The sequence below is a fragment of the Sediminibacter sp. Hel_I_10 genome, assembly GCF_000688335.1.
In the GTDB taxonomy this organism is placed as follows: Bacteria; Bacteroidota; Bacteroidia; order Flavobacteriales; family Flavobacteriaceae; genus Psychroserpens.
Genome location: NZ_JHZX01000001.1, coordinates 2,882,434 through 2,899,594, shown reverse-complemented (window position 1 = coordinate 2,899,594; position 17,161 = coordinate 2,882,434). Strand labels below are relative to the sequence as shown.

Genomic DNA, 17,161 nt, shown 5'->3' with positions numbered 1-17,161 from the left:
AAGTAATACTTTTTTGGTCTATCTTTTGTTATGTAGTGCGCAGAATAAAACTGTATTTTTGAATGATTTTATCCAAAAGCAGCATTTTTACATTGAACTTCAGAAGCATACATTCCCTCCTTATTTTTGGCATATTTGCCATGCTGTCGTCTTGTGATGTGATGAAACGCGTTAAAAAAGATGAGCATCTTTTGGTTGAAAACACGGTGCTGGTTGATGAGAAGAAAACCAATACCGAAACTATTAACAACCTCATTTATCAAAAACCCAACGGAAGTTTACCGCTATTTGGAGTCCCACTACGGCTTCATATTTACAATTTGGCCAGACCTAATATAGACTCCATTTTAAAGGCAAAAGTACTTGACGACGCAGAGAAAGTGGCCTGGAAGACCAAAGTGCTTTCTAAAAAACAGTTTATTCAAGATTTAAAATCAAGAAAAGCCTTTAATAATTGGCTTAAAACCACTGGCGAGGCTCCTGTAATCTATAACGAGAATCGTGCAGAAAAAACAGTCGCAGGAATGCGCAAGTATTTTTTTAGCAAAGGTTGGTTTAATGCCGAAACCTCCTTTGAGGTTGACAAAGATAGCAGCCAAAAAGCAGCGGTTACCTATAAGATCAAAAGAGGAAAAGCTTACTTTTTAGACTCTATTACTGCAATAATAGCAACACCAATTATTGATTCTATTTACCGATCCCGTTTAAAATCTGGATCTTTATTAGAACGAGGACAGCAATATGATGAAGTCAATTATAGTGCCGAACGCGATCGATTGACCGAGCGTCTTAGAAATTCAGGATTCTATCATTTTGCTCAAGATTATATCACATTTGATCTTGATACAATTGGCACCAAAAGAAAGGTAAATACCGAACTTATTATAGCCGATAGAGCCATCAGGCTTGAAGATACAATCAACCGTGTGCCTTTTAAAATATATAAAATTAAAGACGTCAATATCTTTACCGATTATAAGTATGAAAATAGAGCGCTTCCATTAAAAGATTCGGTGCAGTACAAAAACTACAACCTCTTTAGTTATGAGAAATTGAAGTTTAGACCTAAGGCCATCACCGATGCTGTTTTTATAAACAAGGGCGAAGTCTTTAGAGACCTAGACCGTTCAAGAACCTATCGTTATCTCAGTGAGTTAAGAGCTTTTAGATATCCCAATATTGCCTATGTTGAAAATGAAGAAGATTCTACGTTAACCGCGAATATTTATTTAGTGCCGAGGAAAAAATTTGAGCTCAACGCGAGTTTTGAAGTTTCTCAAAGCAACATACAGACCATCGGCTTCGGATTTAATGGAGGATTGACCATACGAAATATTTTTCGTGGTGCAGAAAATTTACAGATCTCGGCATTGGGCGCCGTGGGATCTTCAAAAGATGCCTCTAGCGGTAAGGATCAATTTTTTGATATCAATGAGCTCGGCGGAAATATTAGGTTAAACATCCCTCGTTTCTTCTTGCCATTTAACACGGAAAAAATCATTCCTAAATTCATGTCTCCCAGCACCAGCATTGGCTTAAGTGCTACTAGCCAAACCAACATTGGTTTGGATAAGCAAACCCTAACGGGAACGCTAAACTACAATTGGTATCCTTCCCCAAAAGTGACCAATAATCTTGATTTATTTAACGTTCAGTTTGTAAAAAACCTGAATACTGCCAATTATTTTGGTGTCTATCAAAATTCATTCGATCTTTTAAATTCTGTAGCTTCAGATATTGGTTACATCGGTCAAGATCAAACGCTCGAAATCCCAGCACAAGCAGACACATTTATTAATGATGTGATTAATCAAAACACAGCCTTATCTCCAACAGACGATCAATACGTTACCGTTAATAATATTAAACAGCGAAAGGACCGATTAACAGAAAACAACTTGATTTTCTCAACCAGTTTTAATTACACTAAAGACCGTAGAGATAATCTGTTTGATAAAGATTTTTCAATCATTCGTGCCAGATTAGAATTAGCAGGCAACCTGTTGTCTAACGTTTCAAATTTGATCAACTCTGGCAAAAATGAAGACGGCAGATATGAAGTATTTGGCGTACCCTTCTCGCAATACGTCAAAACTGAACTCGATTATGTGAAGCACTGGGATTTGGGCAATAAAAATGAACTGGCCGTTAGAAGTTTCTTCGGAATTGCAATTCCCTATGGCAACTCTAATAGTATCCCTTTTGCAAAAAGTTTCTTCGGCGGCGGACCAAATGACATCAGAGCTTGGACCGCTTATAATTTAGGCCCAGGTAGCTCCAATTCAACCGATGAATTTAATGAAGCGAACATGAAAATCACCTTAAGCGCCGAGCAACGATTCAACATTTTAGGAAGATTCAACGGTGCCTTTTTTGTGGATGCTGGAAACATTTGGAACGTTTTTGACAATGTAGAAAACGAAGCTAACACGTTTAATGGGTTCAAGTCTTTAAGGGATTTAGCCATAGGTTCTGGCTTTGGGGTACGCTACGACTTTAGTTTTTTTGTACTTCGTTTTGATGTTGGATTTAAAACCTATGACCCCTCTTATGACTTAGGAAACCGATGGTTTAAAGATTACAATTTTGGAAATGCTGTTTACAATATTGGTATCAACTACCCTTTTTAACCTAAGTAAAACGCAAATCACGACATCGATTGCGGTAAGACCCTCACTTTGAATCCGAGTAAATCCTTAAAATATTACTCAAATTTTACGTATTTTTGGAGTCTTAATTAATCTTAATCAAATTATGAGTCACAATATAAAAGCAGGTGTAGCCACAGGAAAAGAAGTTCAAGCTATTTTCAATTTAGCGAAAGAAAAAGGGTTTGCCTTACCAGCGGTAAATGTAATTGGATCTAATACCATCAACGGTGTTTTAGAAACGGCAAAGACGTTAAACGCTCCTGTTATCATACAGTTCTCAAATGGAGGCGCACAGTTTAATGCAGGAAAGAGCTTAAGTAATGACGACCAAAAGGCAGCTATTGTTGGTGCCATTGCAGGTGCTAAGCACGTTCATTTATTGGCCGAAGCTTACGGCGTACCTGTAATTTTACATACAGACCACTGCGCAAAAAAATTATTGCCTTGGATAGATGGATTGTTGGATGCTAGTGAAGCACATTTCAAAGAAACCGGCAAGCCGCTTTACAGTTCTCACATGATTGATCTTTCCGAAGAACCAATAGAAGAGAACATTGAAATTTGCAAGACGTATTTAGAGCGTATGAGCAAAATGGGAATGACTTTAGAGATTGAATTAGGAATCACTGGCGGTGAAGAAGATGGCGTTGACAATAGTGATGTTGATGATTCTAAATTATATACACAACCAGAAGAAGTTGCTTATGCTTATGAAGAATTAAGCAAAGTAAGTAATCAATTTACAATAGCTGCTGCCTTTGGAAATGTGCATGGAGTGTATAAGCCAGGAAATGTAAAATTGACTCCGAAAATTTTAAAGAACTCTCAAGAATATCTTTCTAAAAAACATAATCTTCCACACAATCATATTGATTTTGTATTTCACGGTGGATCTGGTTCAACTGTAGAAGAAATAAGAGAAGCTATAGGCTACGGTGTGATCAAAATGAACATTGATACCGATATGCAATATGCTTTTTTATCAGGTGTTAGAGATTATATTCAAGATAAAAAGGATTATTTGCAAGAGCAAATTGGTAATCCTGATGGATCTGATGTCCCTAACAAAAAGTATTATGACCCTAGAGTTTGGTTACGTAAAGGAGAAGATGCCTTTGTAGCGCGTTTGAAAAAAGCGTTTGAAGATCTTAATAATGTTGATACACTATAATCTCTAAAGACTTAAGTTCATTTTTATACCGATTTCACTCACCTGAAAATCGTAAATCTAAATCGTAAATCGATATGTCTTGGTTTAAAAGAAAAGAAAAAGGAATTACCACAACCACCGAAGAAAAAAAGGACACCCCTAAAGGTCTTTGGTATAAGAGTCCGACTGGAAAAGTAATAGATACAGAAGAACTCGAAAAAAACTTCTACGTGAGTCCAGAAGATGGTTATCACGTTAGAATTGGAAGTAATGAGTATTTTGAAATGTTGTTTGACGACAATAAATATAAAGAATTTGATAAAGGTCTTACTTCAAAGGATCCATTGAAGTTTGAGGACACCAAAAAATATCCAGACCGCTTAAAAGCGGCTCAGGATAAAACAAATTTAAAAGACGCTGTACGCACTGGTGTAGGCAAATCTAAAGGTAAAGATCTCGTGATTGCTTGTATGGACTTTAGTTTTATTGGAGGGTCTATGGGTAGTGTTGTTGGAGAGAAAATTGCTAGAGCAGCAGATTATTCTTTGAAGAACAACATTCCTTTTATGATCATTTCTAAGTCTGGAGGAGCCCGTATGATGGAGGCTGCGCTTTCGCTTATGCAATTAGCTAAAACTTCGGTAAAGCTTGCACAATTAGCAAATGCAGGAATCCCTTACATCTCCCTATGTACAGACCCAACAACAGGTGGTACTACCGCATCATTTGCCATGTTAGGAGATATCAATATTAGTGAGCCGGGTGCATTGATTGGTTTTGCTGGTCCACGTGTAGTAAAAGACACCACAGGTCAAGAACTTCCTGAAGGATTTCAAACTTCAGAATTTCTATTAGAACATGGTTTTTTAGATTTTATTACGCATAGAAAACATTTGAAAGACAAGATTAACTTATATATCGATTTGATAAGCAATCATCCTGTTAGAGCTTAACGTATTTGATATTATTTTAAAAATAATTGATATTTACGGTTAACCTTTTTGATTTTTTGACACTAACTATTAAAATAAACCAATTTATTGTGAAAATCCAAAAATCAATTGCCTTAGCCTTAACGTTAATTTTAGTTAGTTTTTATTCTTGTGATGAGCTCGATGAGCTTACAGATTTTGATATTAATGAAGATTTCAATACGACTATTAATGTATCTGTTTCAGAAGATTCAGAAGGAAATCCAGCAACATTAAACGAAACCGCAACACTTAGCATTACAACCAATCAAGATATTCAAGATAATTTAGACTTGATTCAGGATGTAACGATAAACAGTCTTACTTTTGAAATTGACAACTACGTTGGTGCCGAAGAGGTTACAGTAACTAGTGCCACTTTAAACTTTGGAGATACAATCATTGCAGTTGCTGATATTGAATTAAAAACATCTGATGACAACAATACCGTTTACAATATTGCTGAGGCCTCACAGCTTAATGCTATTGGAAATTATTTGGAGAGCAACCCTACATTAACTATTACCTTAATGGGAACAATAAGCAGTACTCCTGCTGAGTTTGATGTTATCGTTGATTTAGATACCACAGTTACGATAGACGCTATCTAACTAGATTTTTTTAGACTATAAAAAAAAGCGAACCAAGATTTGGTTCGCTTTTTATTGTTTTATTTTTAAACTATGCGCTATATTTCTTTAAATATACGGAGAAGCAGCTGCCCTTACCTAGTTTACTTTCTACTTCAATTTTCCCTCCAATACTTTCAATATGTTTTTTTGTAATAAAAAGACCAATCCCGCGAGAGTCTTCGTGATCACCAAAGTTACCATTCAACGTAAATAATTTATTTGAGTTCACGTTCAAATCAATTCCTTGACCATTATCTGAAATATCAAGAATCACAAAATCATCCTCCATTCTAGAATTTACTTCTATATAAGACATTCGGTCATCAGATCTATATTTAATAGCATTGGTCAAAAAATTAAGAATAATACTATCTAAATAAGCATCAATCGCAAGTACGTACAACCCACTTTCTACATTGCTAATAATGTTCACATCGTTTTTTCTCGCAATAGCGGTGACATTATAGATGGTTTGATTTACACATTCGTAAAGCGAAATGGCGCTTAAATTAATTTTATTAAAAGGGTGATTATATCGAATGGCATCTAAATGATTTAAGGTGTCTTTTAAGTTTTTGAGAGATTCGGTCCACATCTTAAAATTTTCACTGTCATTAATCCCATCAAATTCATCAGCCATAAATTCTGTAATGGAACCAAGGTTTCCAACGTGGGTTCTCAAATCATGAGTAGCGATATCAGCAAAATTATTAAGCTTATCATTTTTATCCCTTACGATATCCATGAGAAGCTGGTTTTTTAAAGCAGTCTCCTTCTCAGCAGTAATATCTATAATTTGTGCAATGAAGTAAAGAGGTTTGTTTAGATCATCCTTTACCATAGAAACCGACAAATGGCTCCATACTATAGAACCATTTTTATGAAAATAGCGCTTTTCAATTTTATAAGATTCAATCTCACCTCTTAGCATTTGATCAAAATGATTTAGATCTGTATCTAAATCATCACGGTGGGTAATATCTTGAAATGCCATTCCATAAAGCTCTTCCTTAGTGTAACCCAACAAATCAACAATGCTTTGATTCACCCTCAACCACTTACCAGATGGATTAACTATAGAAATACCGCCATTGGCATTGTCAAATATGTTTTCAAATAATTTATCCTTTAAAAGATGTTCAGACATATTTGTTTTAGTTTTAAAGATAAGATCTTCAACGAGTGAAGTCGTACCGTATAAGCAAAATTATTACCCCAAAAGAAACTGATTACGAGCAATTAAATTTACAAATAATTTAATATATTTGCAGCCTGAAAGAAAATCTTTCAACGTACATAACAATCATTTACAACAATATTAGCATGTATTTAGATCAAAAAGAAAAAGAGGCCATCTTTAAAAAACATGGTAAAGACGCAAAAGATACTGGCACTGCCGAAGGACAAATTGCTCTTTTCACTTACAGAATCAACCATTTAACAGGACACTTAAAAAACAATCGTAAAGATTACAATACAGAGCGTTCGTTAGTAAAATTAGTTGGTAAGCGTAGGTCTTTATTAGACTACCTCATCAAAAAAGATATCTTAAGATATCGTGCCATCGTTAAAGAATTAGGATTAAGAAAATAATCCAAATATAAAGACCACGCCTTTAAGCGTGGTTTTTATTTTATATAACTCAGGCGAAAGAGTTTAAAAGTCGTTTTAAAAATAAAGCAGATTATAATCCTACAGTTCTCAAAAACTTGGGATAGGATTAGCAGTTTTTCATTGGTCACACAACAACAACTACAACACAACATCATCCGACCTGTGCAAAGGCGGAGACCATTGTTTAACATTGTTCTTGCAAAATGTTGCAGAACTAGAATTACAAATTTATGATTCCAAAAACATTCAAAGAGGTTATTGACCTTGGTGACGGTAGGGAAATTTCTATCGAAACCGGAAAATTAGCAAAACAGGCACACGGTTCTGTTGTTGTTCAATCGGGAAAATGTATGTTATTATGTACAGTAGTTTCCAATTACAAACAAAGTGATGTGGACTTTCTTCCACTTACGGTAGATTACCGTGAAAAATTTGCGGCTGCTGGTCGTTACCCAGGAGGTTTCTTCAAAAGAGAAGCTAGACCTAGTGATGGTGAAGTATTGACCATGCGTTTAGTGGACAGAGTTTTACGTCCGCTTTTCCCAAAAGATTATCATGCTGAAACGCAGGTAATGATTCAGTTAATGTCTCATGATCCAGAGGTAATGCCAGATGCAATGGCAGGATTAGCTGCTTCTGCTGCTATTCAATTATCAGATTTCCCATTTGAATGTGCAATCTCTGAAGCAAGAGTTGGTCGTGTTAATGGAGAATTCATTATTAATCCAACGTTTGCTCAATTAGAAGAGTCAGATATTGATATGATGATTGGTGCTTCTGCAGATTCAGTAATGATGGTAGAGGGTGAAATGCATGAAATTTCTGAAGAAGAAATGGCAGAAGCCATCAAATTCGCTCACGAGCATATTAAAACGCAATGTGCTGCTCAAGTAAGATTAGCAGAAGCCTTCGGAAAGAAAGCTGTACGTGAATACGAAGGAGAAAGAGAAGACAAAGATTTAGAGCAGAAGGTACATGACATGGCTTACGATAAAGTGTATGCTATTGCAAAAGCTGGATCTGCTAAGCATGAAAGAAGTGATGCATTTCAAAAAATAAAAGAAGATATTAAAGCTACATTTTCTGAAGAGGAATTAGAGGATTATGGCGGATTAGTATCTGATTATTATAGAAAAGCCGAAAAAGCTGCTATTAGAGATTTAACATTAGAGGAAGGTTTACGTTTAGATGGTCGTAAGACTGATGAAATTAGACCAATTTGGTGTGAGGTTGATTACTTACCATCAACGCACGGTTCTGCCATATTTACACGTGGAGAAACGCAAGCGTTAGCAACTGTAACTTTAGGTACTTCAAGAGATGCCAATCAAATAGATATGCCATCTCAAGAAGGCGAAGAGCGTTTCTATTTACACTACAACTTCCCTCCTTTCTGTACAGGTGAAGCAAGACCAATTCGTGGCACATCACGTCGTGAAGTTGGGCATGGTAACTTAGCACAACGTGCTTTAAAAAATATGATTCCTGCAGATTGTCCTTACACAGTAAGAGTGGTTTCTGAAGTTTTAGAATCTAATGGTTCGTCTTCTATGGCAACGGTTTGTTCTGGTACAATGGCCCTTATGGATGCAGGTGTTCAAATGATAAAGCCAGTTTCTGGTATTGCTATGGGATTAATCTCTGACGCAGTATCTGGGAAATATGCTGTATTATCTGATATTTTAGGTGATGAAGATCATTTAGGAGATATGGATTTTAAAGTGACTGGTACTGCAGATGGTATCACGGCTTGCCAAATGGATATCAAAGTAAAAGGATTATCATACGAGATACTAGTAAATGCTTTACAACAGGCGAGAGCTGGTCGTTTACATATCTTAGAAAAATTGACAGATACAATTGCTACTCCTAATGCTGATGTTAAAGAACATGCGCCTACAATGGTAACAAGACGTGTTCCTAACGAATTTATCGGAGCCTTAATTGGGCCTGGTGGAAAAGTGATTCAGGAAATGCAAAAGGAAACTGAGACGACTATCGTTATTAACGAAGATCCAGTAACCGAAGAAGGTATTGTTGAAATTTTAGGTGTTGGCAAAAAAGGTATCGAAGCTGTAATGGCAAGAATTGATGCTATTTTGTTTAAGCCTGAAGTGGGTAGCGTTTACGAAGTAAAAGTGATCAAAATGTTAGATTTTGGTGCTGTAGTTGAATATTTGGATGCTCCTGGCAACGAAGTATTGCTTCACGTATCTGAATTGGCATGGGAACGCACTGAGAATGTATCGGACGTTGTAAATATGGGCGATGTATTTGATGTGAAATACTTTGGTGTGGATTCTAGAACCCGCAAAGAAAAGGTATCTCGTAAGGCTATCTTACCAAAACCAGAAGGTTTTAAAGAAAGACCTCCAAGAGATAACAGTAGAGATAGTCGCAGCGGTGGACGTGACAACAACAGAGGTAGAGATAATCGCGGGCGTGACAACCGTCGTGATGATCGCAAACCTAGAGAAGACAGAAACGACGACTAATTAGTTAAGTCTTAGTAATTAATACTAACCTCACAGATTTTTAAAATCTGTGAGGTTTTTTTATGCCTAATAATGATTTTCAATCCTCAATTTTTGATTACCTCAAAACCATAATTACTATTAAAAACACATAAAAAAGAAAGGTGTTTTCTTAAAAAAAATACAAAAAGCATCTAAACGCAAACTAAGCACGTACATCTAATATCAGATCAAGAAAAACTCAAAAAACAGATGTATGATTTCAAATGAAACTCCCTCAACCAAACCGAATCCAGATTCGGAAACCGCATTAAACACTAGATCTAACCAAGATCGTTCTTCATATTATCAAAACAAACATAATCTTTCAGATAAAATAACGACCCCATGGGGCATCACTGTTATATTAAGCTCTTTTGCACTCATGATTGGTGCCATCTATCTCGCGTTTACATTTCAAAATGACTTTGAGCAATTAAATTTAGAACGTATGAATTCTGTATGGGGATTAACGTTTATGGCCATTGCTGCAGGGTTATTTGCTTTTAAAGCCAGTTTTTTTGTCTATATGCTTTATCGCTATTTTAAATATAAAGCCATTCCATCTGTAACAGATAACGAGCTACCCACCTGTACTGTAATTGTACCAGCTTATAACGAGAGCAAACAAGTGTATGATACATTGATGAGTTTAGCAGATAGCGACTTCCCCGAACAAAAATTACAGTTGATCTCTATAGATGACGGCAGTAAAGATGATACATGGAAATGGATGCAGGCTGCTAAAAAGCGTTTAGGTGATCGTTTAGAGATTTATCAACAGCCTTCCAACCAAGGAAAAAGACATGCTTTATACCGTGGATTCAACTTGGGAACCGGAGATGTCTATGTAACTGTAGATAGTGACTCCATTGTAAAGACCGATACGCTTAGAAAATTGGTTAGCCCGTTTGTTATTGATGCACAATGTGGAGCAGTTGCCGGTAACATTAGAGTTTTAAACAATAAAAAGGCCATGTTGCCACGAATGCTGGATGTGAGTTTTGTTTTAAGTTTTGAGTTTGTTCGTTCTGCAGAAAGCACATTAAAATCGGTATTATGTACGCCAGGCGCATTAGCTGCTTATAGGAGCACTGCGGTACACAACTGTTTGCAAGATTGGATCAATCAAACGTTTATGGGGCAACCTTCTGACATTGGTGAAGATCGAGCAATGACCAACATGATCTTAAAACAAGGAAAACACGTATTGTTTCAAAGGAACGCCGTTGCCTATACTAATGTGCCAGAGCAATACCGAGGTTTATACAAAATGTTCATTAGATGGGGTCGTAGTAATGTTCGTGAAAATATTGAAATGTCAAAGTATGTCTTCACTAATTTTAGAGAAGGCGCAAAATCAGGAACGCGTTTATTGTTTTTAAGCCAGTCGTTTAAAATCATCATGAGTTACCCATTTGTATTGTTCATGCTGTTCTTTGTGATCACCCATCCTGTGCTATTTTTCAGTTCAACACTAGTAAGTATTTTAATTCTATCTTCGTTTTCAGTGGTATTTTATTCTAATCGCTATGAAATCAAAGAAGCTATTTGGGCATACTCATACAGCATACTTTACACTTTTGGATTATTTTGGATTACACCTTATGCTATTGCTACGGCCAGCAGAAGAGGCTGGTTGACTCGCGGATTAGCTGAAAAAAGGTAATTAGACAAACCGAAATACAAATTCCATAACTTCTTCCTTTTACTGAAACCCCACAAATCTTAATTTGTGGGGTTTTTATTTTTTAATACCGACAAACTTGCAAAAACACGACAAGCTGTCACTTCATCAAAAATGAGCAAAACACAAATACTTCAATTATTAAGCGGATTATTTGTATATTTTATACCTCTAAGATAAATTTTTGCACATAATTCAATTTTTCAAATTAATTTGAAAATTCAGCAGTTCCGTACAGTCCTTGCACAAGTAGAGTGAACTATTATAATAAAAACAACCAAAACATATGAAAGTATTAGTAATTGGAGCCGGAAACATGGGATTAACCTATTCTGAAGGCATGGCAAGCTCACCACTATTGAGCAAACAAAAGCTTAAAATTTTTGATACAGATCCTAAAAAAATCGAAACCCTCCGAAAAGATGGACGATTTGATGTGTATGAAAGTCTTGAGGATTGCCTTCCTAAAGCTGACATCGTATTTGTAGCCGTAAAACCTTATCATAGTGAAGACCTGTTTTCTAAAATGAAGCCGATGATCAACAATGGTCAAATTATAGTTTCTCTTATGGCAGGAGTAACATTAGGTACAATCCAAGATAAGTTAAGTATTGACAAGGTCATTAGAACAATGCCTAATTTACCAGCACAAGTTGGTAAAGGCGTCACATCATATACAGAGTCAGAAAGCGTCTCTAAAATAGAGCTTATTATGGTTCGTAACCTTTTGGATACAACTGGTACTTCCATTCATGTGATGACTGAAAAATTTATTGATGCCTCTACAGGAATCTCTGGTAGTGGTCCAGCATATGTGTTCTATTTCATGCAATCTATGCTTGAAGCTGCATTAAAAATGGGCTTTTCAGACTATGATTCTAAAGTGCTTGTGAGTAGTACTTTTGAGGGTGCTATAGAGTTGTTCAATCAGAACGATATTTCACCAAAATCATGGATTGATAAAGTAGCATCTAAAGGAGGCACAACCCAAGCAGCCATTGATTCGATGGATGATAATAACGTAAAAGAACTCATTAAAGATGCAGCATATGCCGCATTTGATAGAGCTGTAGAATTAGGAAAAAAATAAGGATGGAACCAAAAAGAGTAGTAGTAAAAGTAGGCACAAATGTTTTAACCAATAAAGACAACAGAATTTTAGGTCCAATACTAAGAGAATTAGTTCGGCAGATATCTGTATTGTATGAGCGTGACATCATGGTTATCTTGGTATCATCTGGTTCTGCAATAGCAGGAAAAGAAGTACTGGGAGATACAAGAATTAAAGATCCATCTGTAAGACGTCAAGTATATTCTTCCGTAGGTCAACCTCGTATGATGCGTCATTATTACAGTATTTTTCATGATTATGGGATGCGTTGCGGTCAAGTACTTGCCACAAAAAGAGATTTCGATCCAGGACCTCACCGAGAAAATATGATCAATTGTTATGAGGGTTTATTGGCTGAAGGCGTAATTCCCATAGCTAATGAAGATGATGCAACCTCCCTAACCATGTCCATGTTTTCAGATAATGATGAGTTGGCCAGTTTGGTTGCCGAATTATTAGATGCAGATAGTTTGATCATTCTTTCTGACACAGACGGATTATATACTGGTCATCCAGATGATGATGATTCAGTAAAATTATCTGAGGTAAAAGGAGATCAAGATGTTGAAAAATACGTTCAAGCTTCTGAGAAAAAAGAAGGCGAAGGTAGAGGCGGAATGGAGTCTAAATTGAAGATTGCAAAAGGCACAGCAAAGAAAAATATTCCAACCTACATTGCAGATGGTAAAAGACATAATGTAATTGTTGATATTCTTGATGGTAAGGATATTGGAACAAAATTTATTCACTAAAAAAAATAAAAATGAAGCTATTAAGTTCAGATATAAAAGATAAAGTCCTAAAATCAATGATTTCTATTATTGATAAAAGACGCGATGCTATTTTAGAAGCAAATAAAAAAGATTTAGATGCTTTTGACAAAGATGATCAAGCACTATATGATCGACTTGTCGTGAATGATGCCAAAATTGATGGTATGATTAGGGCTATAGAAGAAGTCAAGGCCCAAGAAGATCCTGTAGGCAATGAGATTTCAAACCTTACATTAGACAGCGGTTTAAAAATCACTAATAAAACCGCACCATTTGGGACCATAATGATTATTTATGAATCTCGCCCAGATGTGACTATAGAAGCTGCTGTTTTAGCTTTTAAAGCGAACAATAAGATTTTATTAAAAGGCGGTAAAGAAGCTCTAAATAGTAATATTGTGCTTGAAAAATGCTGGCATGATGCTTTAGAGAAAAATGGATTATCCAAAGACTGGATTAAGTTGTTACACCTCAAGCGTGAAGAAACCCAGGCATTTCTGAAGAATCCTACTGAGAAATTAGATTTAATTGTTCCTAGAGGAGGCGAAAGATTGATAAAATTTGTAAAAGATAATGCTACTTGCGCTGTATTAATTAGTGGTCGTGGTAATAACTTCCTATATGTTGCCAAAGATGCAGATTGGCTAAAAACAGTCAAGGTCATTATCAATGCCAAGACCGATAAAATTTCGGGTTGTAATGCTTTAGATAAAGTATTAATTGATAAAAACATTCCTGGATACCAAAGTAAAGTAAGGGAATTGGAATCTATCTTGAAAAAACTCAAAGTTGAGTTGGTTGTAGATAAGCATATAGGCGACATTCTTCCAGATGAAAATCAGATTTCTAATGAAGACATTTGGTACGAGGAATTTTTAGCAATGAAATTGCTAATTGCCGAAATTGATGGTGAAGATGCTGCTATTGAAGCCATCAACAAATTCTCAGGCGGACATTCAGCCTCCATCCTTACAGAAGATAAAGTATTGGCTCAAAAATTCATGGAGCAAGTTGACAGTGCTGCTGTATACCATAATGCCTCCACACGTTTCACAGATGGCGGACAAATGGGTGTTGGTGCCGAATTAGCAATAAGTACCGACAAACTGCACCATAGAGGGCCGTTAGGCTTAAAACAACTCGTTACTAATAAATACTATATATATGGTGACGGACATGTGAGAGTTTAACACGACATCACAACTATATTTAAGCAAATTTTTGAGAGTTATAAAGTTAAAAACTCACAAAAATTTGCTTTTTTCATTATTTTCATTAAATTAATAGCTATGATACATTCAGATAAGCAGAAATATTCCGACATTTTAAACGACTCCGTAACCTATTTAGAACAGCGTGGTTACGAAAACATTAAAGCCGATGTTGAAGGCTATGAAACACCAAAATCGTATAACAAGAAAGGTAGTGACGTTAGTATTACTCCAGATATTGTTGCTACGAAAGAAGGGAGAAAACATTATTTTGACATCAGTCTTAAAAGCGACAAGCCAAAATTACTGAAATCAAAATGGCTCTTTTTAAATGCATTGAGTTCTTTAAAATCCCATCGCTTTAGACTAATTACTACTCGTGGGCATTATAAATTTACCAATGAAATGCTCAATGACATTAATCTTAACGATAAGAAATTAATTAAAATTTAATTTTTTTCAGAATCCTTGTAACTTTTTTCTTGGTTGTTGCGTATAACTATATGCAACATATTTTGCCCTAATCCATTCAATGAAATGAGACAGTTAAAAATTACCAAGCAGGTCACTAACCGTGAAACAGCTTCATTAGACAAATACTTACAAGAAATCGGTAAGGTTGATTTAATTACGGCTGACGAAGAAGTGGAATTGGCACAGCGTATTAAAGCTGGAGACCAATTAGCATTAGAGAAATTGACAAAAGCGAATTTACGTTTTGTCGTATCTGTAGCTAAACAATACCAAAATCAAGGATTAACTTTACCTGATTTAATTAATGAAGGTAATTTAGGATTAATAAAAGCGGCACAACGTTTTGACGAAACGCGTGGATTTAAATTTATATCTTATGCTGTTTGGTGGATTCGACAATCCATATTACAAGCATTAGCTGAGCAATCCCGTATTGTACGCTTGCCGCTGAATAAGATTGGCTCTATAAATAAAATCAATAAAACATTTGCTTTTTTAGAACAAAGCCACGAGCGACCACCAAGTGCTGAAGAAATAGCTAAAGAATTAGACATGACCATTAATGATGTTAAGGAGTCGATGAAAAATTCTGGCCGTCACGTATCAATGGATGCGCCTTTAGTTGAGGGTGAAGATTCTAACTTATACGATGTATTACGTAGTGGTGAATCCCCAAACCCCGATCGCGACTTATTACATGAATCTTTAAGAACCGAAATAGAGCGCGCTCTTGAGACTTTGACGCCACGTGAGGCAGATGTTATTCGTTTGTATTTTGGTCTTGGAAATCAACACCCAATGACCTTGGAAGAGATTGGTGAAACGTTTGATTTAACCCGCGAGCGTGTAAGACAAATTAAAGAAAAAGCGATTAGAAGATTAAAACATACTTCACGAAGTAAAATACTAAAAACATATTTAGGATAAGTAATACTCTTTAAATGCTATTCATTTACATGAATGTAATTTTTAAAAGATAATTACGACTACTTTAAGGTAACAACAGTTTAAGTTCCATGAAAATGGAAAACTCATAACTGTTCGTTTTTTGATTGATGAAAGAACCCACGGCTGATTACCGTGGGTTCATTTTTTTCAGGCCCCTGCCCTCCTCTAGTATTCCTTAAATCTTTAATACATATTAAAATTTTAGCTTACATTAATCTTGAGAAACATCGGTGCATTTCTTCATGCATCTTGATCTGCTTAGTATGTTCTTGGTTGAGAACCTCTATTAAGCCCTACACTAGCATCTATTCATTATATATAGAAGTGCACTAGCTTTAATTAATCTAGAATTTTTATTGGTCTTAGTATTTCAGTAATTATCCCCAACTTATCATACAGGATACCCCTTTATCTCAGAGAAAATATTTCAGAAGCTTCTAGGAGTTATCTAGGGAGTATCCATGGCTTATCTACGGGTGAAACCTGAACTTATCCCTAACGATTCTATAAAATAAGGAGTGATTCTATGAGACCTATAAGGCGTTACTTATACAATTTTAACTGCAGTATAGCATTACCAAGGTCTCGCATTTCTATGAAATTAAAACAATAAGGCTTATTGCATGAACTTGCCACAAGCTTCAGATTTATACACAACATGTGACTGTTGATATCTAGAAACCATCTCTGCTTTTTAAGAAACTTCGTTATCTTTGGCCAGAACTAAAAACACTTGACAAATGTCTTCAAATTTAATTGCGCCTTCAATGCTTGCCTCAGATTTTGGCAATTTACAACGTGATGTAGAAATGGTTAATCAAAGTGATGCCGATTGGTTTCATATTGATGTTATGGATGGTCATTTTGTACCTAACATCTCTTATGGCATGCCTGTAATAGCAGCTATTAAAAAACACGCCACAAAGCCATTGGATGTTCATCTTATGATAGAACAGCCAGAACGTTATATAGAAGAATTCGCAAAAGTAGGGGCGGATATTATTACCGTGCATTACGAGTCTACCGTTCATTTGCACAGAACACTTACTCAAATAGAAGCTGTAGGATGTAAAGCAGGAGTCGTCCTTAATTTAACCACACCGGTCTCTGTTTTAGAAGATATTTTACCAAAGTGCTATATGGTATTAATCATGTCTATTAACCCTGGGTTTGGAGGTCAAAAATTTGAAGAAATGACCTATAAAAAGATTAAGGCCTTACGCCAAATGATTACAGATCAAAAGTTGGATACTCTGATAGAAATTGATGGTGGCGTTACAGACAAAAATGCCAAACAATTAATTGACGCGGGTGCCAATGTTTTGGTAGCCGGTAGTTACATTTTCAAAAGCGCTCACCAATTAGAAACTATCGCTGCACTTAAGGGTTTAGTTAATTCCTAATTCAATTAAAAAACAGTACTTAC

Annotated in this window: 14 protein-coding genes; 13 read left to right on the top strand and 1 reads right to left on the bottom strand. The window is 35.8% G+C overall.

Going from position 1 to position 17,161, the window contains the following annotated elements; translation table 11 throughout:
• Positions 1-62: 62 nt before the first annotated feature.
• The 4 genes from P176_RS0113090 (at position 63) to P176_RS0113075 (ending at position 5,383) form a co-directional block, all read left to right on the top strand.
• Complete coding sequence (locus P176_RS0113090; RefSeq protein WP_081820719.1) at positions 63-2,630, top strand: BamA/TamA family outer membrane protein; 2,568 nt, start codon at positions 63-65, stop codon at positions 2,628-2,630.
• Positions 2,631-2,754: 124 nt separating this feature from the next.
• Positions 2,755-3,822 (top strand): class II fructose-bisphosphate aldolase, encoded by a 1,068-nt coding sequence (gene fbaA, locus P176_RS0113085; protein WP_026755122.1) that lies wholly within the window; start codon positions 2,755-2,757, stop codon positions 3,820-3,822.
• 74 nt (positions 3,823-3,896) lie between these two features.
• Entirely contained in the window at positions 3,897-4,754 is an 858-nt protein-coding gene (gene accD, locus P176_RS0113080) for an acetyl-CoA carboxylase, carboxyltransferase subunit beta (RefSeq protein ID WP_026755121.1), read from the top strand.
• 89 nt (positions 4,755-4,843) lie between these two features.
• Complete coding sequence (locus P176_RS0113075) at positions 4,844-5,383, top strand: hypothetical protein (RefSeq protein ID WP_156033065.1); 540 nt, start codon at positions 4,844-4,846, stop codon at positions 5,381-5,383.
• Between the two features lie 70 nt (positions 5,384-5,453).
• Here P176_RS0113075 and P176_RS0113070 read toward each other — a convergent pair whose 3' ends face one another.
• Entirely contained in the window at positions 5,454-6,551 is a 1,098-nt protein-coding gene (locus P176_RS0113070) for a PAS domain S-box protein (protein WP_026755119.1), read from the bottom strand.
• Between the two features lie 176 nt (positions 6,552-6,727).
• Here P176_RS0113070 and rpsO point away from each other — a divergent pair, with 176 nt between their 5' ends.
• The 9 genes from rpsO (at position 6,728) to rpe (ending at position 17,138) form a co-directional block, all read left to right on the top strand.
• Positions 6,728-6,997 (top strand): 30S ribosomal protein S15, encoded by a 270-nt coding sequence (gene rpsO, locus P176_RS0113065; protein WP_026755118.1) that lies wholly within the window; start codon positions 6,728-6,730, stop codon positions 6,995-6,997.
• A gap of 251 nt (positions 6,998-7,248) precedes the next feature.
• Positions 7,249-9,513 carry a polyribonucleotide nucleotidyltransferase gene (locus P176_RS0113060; RefSeq protein WP_026755117.1) on the top strand — a complete coding sequence of 755 codons (2,265 nt, stop codon included), beginning with the start codon at positions 7,249-7,251 and terminating at the stop codon, positions 9,511-9,513.
• Between the two features lie 235 nt (positions 9,514-9,748).
• Entirely contained in the window at positions 9,749-11,200 is a 1,452-nt protein-coding gene (locus tag P176_RS0113055) for a glycosyltransferase family 2 protein (RefSeq protein ID WP_037348939.1), read from the top strand.
• Positions 11,201-11,504: 304 nt separating this feature from the next.
• Positions 11,505-12,308 (top strand): pyrroline-5-carboxylate reductase, encoded by an 804-nt coding sequence (gene proC, locus P176_RS0113050; RefSeq protein WP_026755115.1) that lies wholly within the window; start codon positions 11,505-11,507, stop codon positions 12,306-12,308.
• A 2-nt stretch (positions 12,309-12,310) separates the two neighbouring features.
• Positions 12,311-13,081, top strand: coding sequence for a glutamate 5-kinase (gene proB / locus P176_RS0113045; RefSeq protein ID WP_026755114.1), 771 nt, complete (start codon positions 12,311-12,313; stop codon positions 13,079-13,081).
• Positions 13,082-13,092: 11 nt separating this feature from the next.
• A complete protein-coding gene (locus tag P176_RS0113040) occupies positions 13,093-14,292 on the top strand; it encodes a glutamate-5-semialdehyde dehydrogenase (protein ID WP_026755113.1) in 1,200 nt (399 codons plus the stop codon).
• A 99-nt stretch (positions 14,293-14,391) separates the two neighbouring features.
• A complete protein-coding gene (locus tag P176_RS0113035) occupies positions 14,392-14,766 on the top strand; it encodes a hypothetical protein (protein WP_026755112.1) in 375 nt (124 codons plus the stop codon).
• Between the two features lie 84 nt (positions 14,767-14,850).
• On the top strand, positions 14,851-15,714 hold the full coding sequence (locus P176_RS0113030) for an RNA polymerase sigma factor RpoD/SigA (RefSeq protein ID WP_026755111.1): 864 nt from the start codon (positions 14,851-14,853) through the stop codon (positions 15,712-15,714).
• Positions 15,715-16,475: 761 nt separating this feature from the next.
• Positions 16,476-17,138 (top strand): ribulose-phosphate 3-epimerase, encoded by a 663-nt coding sequence (rpe, locus tag P176_RS0113025; RefSeq protein WP_026755110.1) that lies wholly within the window; start codon positions 16,476-16,478, stop codon positions 17,136-17,138.
• Positions 17,139-17,161 lie beyond the last annotated feature (23 nt).